The 3,943-nt window shown below is 33.8% G+C and carries 6 protein-coding genes; all 6 read left to right on the top strand.

Annotated elements, in window-relative coordinates; genetic code table 11:
* Window position 1 precedes the first annotated feature (1 nt).
* The 6 genes from QZU83_RS10390 to cmk all read left to right on the top strand — a co-directional run bounded on the left by QZU83_RS10390 (window position 2) and on the right by cmk (window position 3,915).
* Window positions 2-418, top strand: coding sequence for an uL15m family ribosomal protein (locus tag QZU83_RS10390; RefSeq protein ID WP_295611916.1), 417 nt, complete (start codon window positions 2-4; stop codon window positions 416-418).
* Window positions 419-447: 29 nt separating this feature from the next.
* The gene (gene secY / locus QZU83_RS10385) at window positions 448-1,806 is read left to right on the top strand and encodes a preprotein translocase subunit SecY (RefSeq protein ID WP_295611915.1); all 1,359 of its coding nucleotides are present in this window, start codon (window positions 448-450) and stop codon (window positions 1,804-1,806) included.
* 46 nt (window positions 1,807-1,852) lie between these two features.
* The gene (locus QZU83_RS10380; protein ID WP_295611914.1) at window positions 1,853-2,413 is read left to right on the top strand and encodes an adenylate kinase; all 561 of its coding nucleotides are present in this window, start codon (window positions 1,853-1,855) and stop codon (window positions 2,411-2,413) included.
* A 10-nt stretch (window positions 2,414-2,423) separates the two neighbouring features.
* Entirely contained in the window at window positions 2,424-3,002 is a 579-nt protein-coding gene (locus tag QZU83_RS10375; RefSeq protein ID WP_295611913.1) for a DUF106 domain-containing protein, read from the top strand.
* 125 nt (window positions 3,003-3,127) lie between these two features.
* Window positions 3,128-3,394 (top strand): 50S ribosomal protein L34e, encoded by a 267-nt coding sequence (locus QZU83_RS10370; RefSeq protein WP_295611912.1) that lies wholly within the window; start codon window positions 3,128-3,130, stop codon window positions 3,392-3,394.
* The gene (gene cmk / locus QZU83_RS10365; RefSeq protein ID WP_295611911.1) at window positions 3,394-3,915 is read left to right on the top strand and encodes a (d)CMP kinase; all 522 of its coding nucleotides are present in this window, start codon (window positions 3,394-3,396) and stop codon (window positions 3,913-3,915) included. Before QZU83_RS10370 ends, cmk begins: the two co-directional genes overlap by 1 nt.
* The last annotated feature ends 28 nt before the right edge of the window (window positions 3,916-3,943 follow it).

Genomic DNA, 3,943 nt, shown 5'->3' with positions numbered 1-3,943 from the left:
AATTAACAAACAAAGAGGTTCTAGATCCAACGGTGGAGGCTGTACCAAAAAACGTAGAGGTGCAGGTAACAAAGGTGGAAAAGGTAAAGCAGGTATGGGTAAACAACACTGGACCTGGACTGTAATTCACGACCCAGACCACTTTGGTAAACACGGTTTCAAAAGACCTCAAAAAATGATTAAAAAAGTCAATTCTGTTAATTTAATTTATTTAGAAGAACAGGCTGAAAATTTAATTGCAAGTGGAAAAGCATCAAAAGACGGAGATGCAATTGTCATTGATGTTACTGAATTAGGTTATGATAAAGTTTTAGCTAAAGGTAATATTACTAAAACTTTCAAAATTTCAGCACCTCAATTTTCCGCTGGTGCAATTGAAAAAATTGAAGAATTAGGAGGAGAAGCTATAGAATTATAGCTTCCTTTATTTAATTATCGGGGAAGAAAATGTCATCACTAGAAGTATTAGAGCCAATATTTAAAGTTGTTCCTGAAGTCAAATCTCCGGTTCACAGAGAAGATTTCAATGAAAAACTTAAATGGACTGCATTAGTTTTAGTATTATATTATTTCTTAACTTTAATTCCATTATACGGTTTAGCTCCTGGAGCTATTGACCAGTTTGCTCAAGTAAGGGCAGTTATGGCGGGAAGTTTTGGTTCAATTCTTACTTTAGGAATTGGTCCTATTGTTACTGCTTCAATTGTACTGCAATTGTTAGTAGGTTCTAATCTTTTGGATTTAGATTTATCTTCTCACAAAGATAAGTCTCATTTTCAAGCTACTCAAAAAGTATTGTCTATTGTTTTTACTTTATTCGAGGCTTCTGTTTTAGTATTAACTGGTAACTTAACACCTATAGACGGTTCATATACTGCACTTTTGATTTTACAATTGGTCGTTGGTGCATTGGTAATTATTTACCTTGATGAAGTTGTATCCAAATGGGGATTCGGTAGTGGTATCGGATTATTCATTGCAGCAGGTGTATGTCAACAAATTGTTGTTGGTACATTCAGTATCCTAAACGGAACTGATGGTCTGTTTGCAGGTATCATTCCAAAATTCATCCAAAATGCAACTATGGGAGTTTATGACTTCTCTGTATTGATTCCATTAATTGCAACTATTATTGTATTCTTAGTTGTTCTTTATGGTGAATCCATGAGAGTGGAAATTCCTATTTCTCACGGTAGTGTAAGAGGTCACGGAAGAATCAGAGGATCAGTTGGTAAATATCCATTAAAATTCGTTTACTCCAGTAACATGCCGGTTATTTTGACCAGTGCATTGCTCGTAAACGTAACACTCTTTGCAAATGTTTTCCAAAAAATCGGTGTGCCAATTTTCGGTCACATTGAAAAAGGTAAACCTGTTGACGGTATTGCATGGCTTTTATCAACACCTAAACTGCACATGTTCGTTACAGAACCTATTCATGTTTTGGTATATGCTGTATTCTTTATAGCATGTTGTATGTTATTCTCATATCTGTGGGTTGAAATCAGTGGTTTAAATGCTAAGAAGATTTCCGAACAACTTTACAATTCAGGTATTCAGATACCTGGTTTCAGAAGCAGTAAACGTCAGTTATATAAAATCCTGAAAAAGTATATTCCTGCACTTACTATTATCAGTGGTATATATGTAGGTCTTATCGCTTTCCTTGCAGACTTAACAGGTGCGTTAGGTGGAGGTACTGGTGTATTGCTTACTGTAGGTATTGTTCATAAACTTTATGAAGAAATGGCTGAGGAACAGCTCATGTCCTCAAATCCAGTTCTCAGAAAATTCTTAGGAGATTAAATCTCCTATATTTTTATCTTTTTAAAAAAAAAGGTGAGGGATTAAATTGAAATTAGTCGTATTAACAGGAATTCCAGGTTCTGGAAGTTCAACTTTACTTGGTAAAGCTTTAGATAAAGTCGATTATGTACATTTAAATTATGGGGACATAATGACTGAAATTGCTATCAAAGAAAATATTGTTCAAGATAGAGACGCTTTAAGGAAATTATCAGCTGAAACACAAAAAGAAATTCAAGCAAAAGCTGCTAAAGAAATTAAAGAAAGATCTGAAAAGGATAATGTTATTGTAGATACTCATTGTACCATCAATACTCCATCCGGTTTCTTGCCGGGCCTTCCGATTTGGGTTTTAGAAGAGTTAAAACCGGATCTTTTTATTTTAATTGAAGCTGATCCAGATGAGATTATCTTTAGAAGAATGAATGATGATACTCGTGTCAGAGATAAACAAAAAGCAAAAGAAATTCAATTACATCAAGAGATGAACAGAGCTACCTCAATGGCTTATGCAACATTAACAGGAGCTACTGTAAAAATCTTATACAATCATGACAATCATTTAGATTCTTCTGTTGGAAAATTAGTAGATGTATTAAATTTATAGGGGTATAATTATGGTTGATATAATGGGACCGATTTATGGTGTTTTGAATGCGATTTTCAATCCGATTCTTGCCATGGATCCTAATCCAACTAATCCTGCTTTAACAGTTTTAATCATTGCATTCATTGTTTCTTTAATCACCACAGTTGCTAACAAATATTTGGTGGACCAAGATGAATTAAATGAAAAACAAAAAGCTATGCAGGAATTCAATAAGGAACTTAGAGAAGCTCAAAAAAGAGGAGACGGGAAAAAAATTGCAGAACTTCAGGCTAAACAGGCTGACATGATGAAAGATCAGACTGCAATGATGACTGACCAATTCAAACCTATGATTGTAACATTCGTTCCAATTATTTTGATTTTCTTTTGGATGAGGGCATCTGCAATTCATAACTTAGTGATTATCTTACCAAAAACTGTTTATTGGGTTACATTAACACCTCTTTGGCATGTTATTGGTAGTTTTGTGTATGGAGGTAAAGCAACTATTCCATATGGTATCGGTTGGTTATTATGGTATATGATTTGTACCTTCGGTATGAGCCAGATTTTAAGAAAATACTTAGGATTTAAACAAGGGTTCTAAAATCAGCCATTAAACATACATTTATTAATGATGAAAAAAATATATTATAATATTCTATTTTAAGAATACGCTATTACACAATTATCAAATATTTTATTTAATTAAATTAATTTATAGGTGATTAAATGCCTGCAAATAGGTTTAGATCAAGATCATATAAAAGAGTTCATAAAAACACTCCTGGCGGAGATAATGTTTTAAGATACAAAAAGAAAAAACCATCCAAGCACGTTTGTGCTGAATGTGGTGCAGTGTTACATGGAGTTCCTCGTGGACGTCCATATGAAATTAACAAATTGTCAAAAACAGCTAAAAGACCTAACCGTCCATACGGTGGGTACTTATGTTCAAGCTGTGCTCGTAAACTTTTCAAAAACGAGGCTAGAAAATAATGATTATTACACTCGGCGGATTAGCTGGAACCGGAACAACAACCACTGCTGAACTTCTCAGTGAAAAGTTAGACATTCCATATATTTCTGCAGGTTTTGTCTTTAGAGAAATGGCTGCAGAAAGGGGAATGAGTGTTCTTGAGTTTAGTGAATTTGCTGAAGGTAATGATGATATTGACAAAGAAATTGACAAAAGGCAAGCTTTAAAGGCCAAAGAAGCAGAAAACCTCATAATTGAAGGAAGATTATCTGCATTTTTTGTTGATAATGCAGATTTAAAAATTTGCTTGGTCACTCCGTTCGATGTTCGTTCTCAAAGAATAGCCAATAGGGAAAGCAAATCTGTTGAAGTGGCTAAAAAAGAAATTATTGTTCGTGAAAAAAGCGAAGCCTTGAGATACATGGAAATCCATAATATTAATATATCCAATATGGATGTCTATGATATAGTTATAAATACTGGTACTTTCAATCCTGAAAAAGTATCAGAAATCATTATTCAAACATTAAAGGTGATATAAATGGCATCAATCGAAGTAGGTAGAGTAT

This window comes from uncultured Methanobrevibacter sp. (assembly GCF_902771435.1).
GTDB lineage: Archaea > Methanobacteriota > Methanobacteria > Methanobacteriales > Methanobacteriaceae > Methanocatella.
This window is presented reverse-complemented; position numbering and strand designations above follow the sequence as displayed.

Coding starts and splice junctions, on each gene's coding strand:
- secY (WP_295611915.1), top strand. CDS start 448: ATGTCATCACTAGAAGTATTAGAGCCAATATTTAAAGTTGTTCCTGAA.
- QZU83_RS10375 (WP_295611913.1), top strand. CDS start 2,424: ATGGTTGATATAATGGGACCGATTTATGGTGTTTTGAATGCGATTTTC.
- QZU83_RS10370 (WP_295611912.1), top strand. CDS start 3,128: ATGCCTGCAAATAGGTTTAGATCAAGATCATATAAAAGAGTTCATAAA.
- cmk (WP_295611911.1), top strand. CDS start 3,394: ATGATTATTACACTCGGCGGATTAGCTGGAACCGGAACAACAACCACT.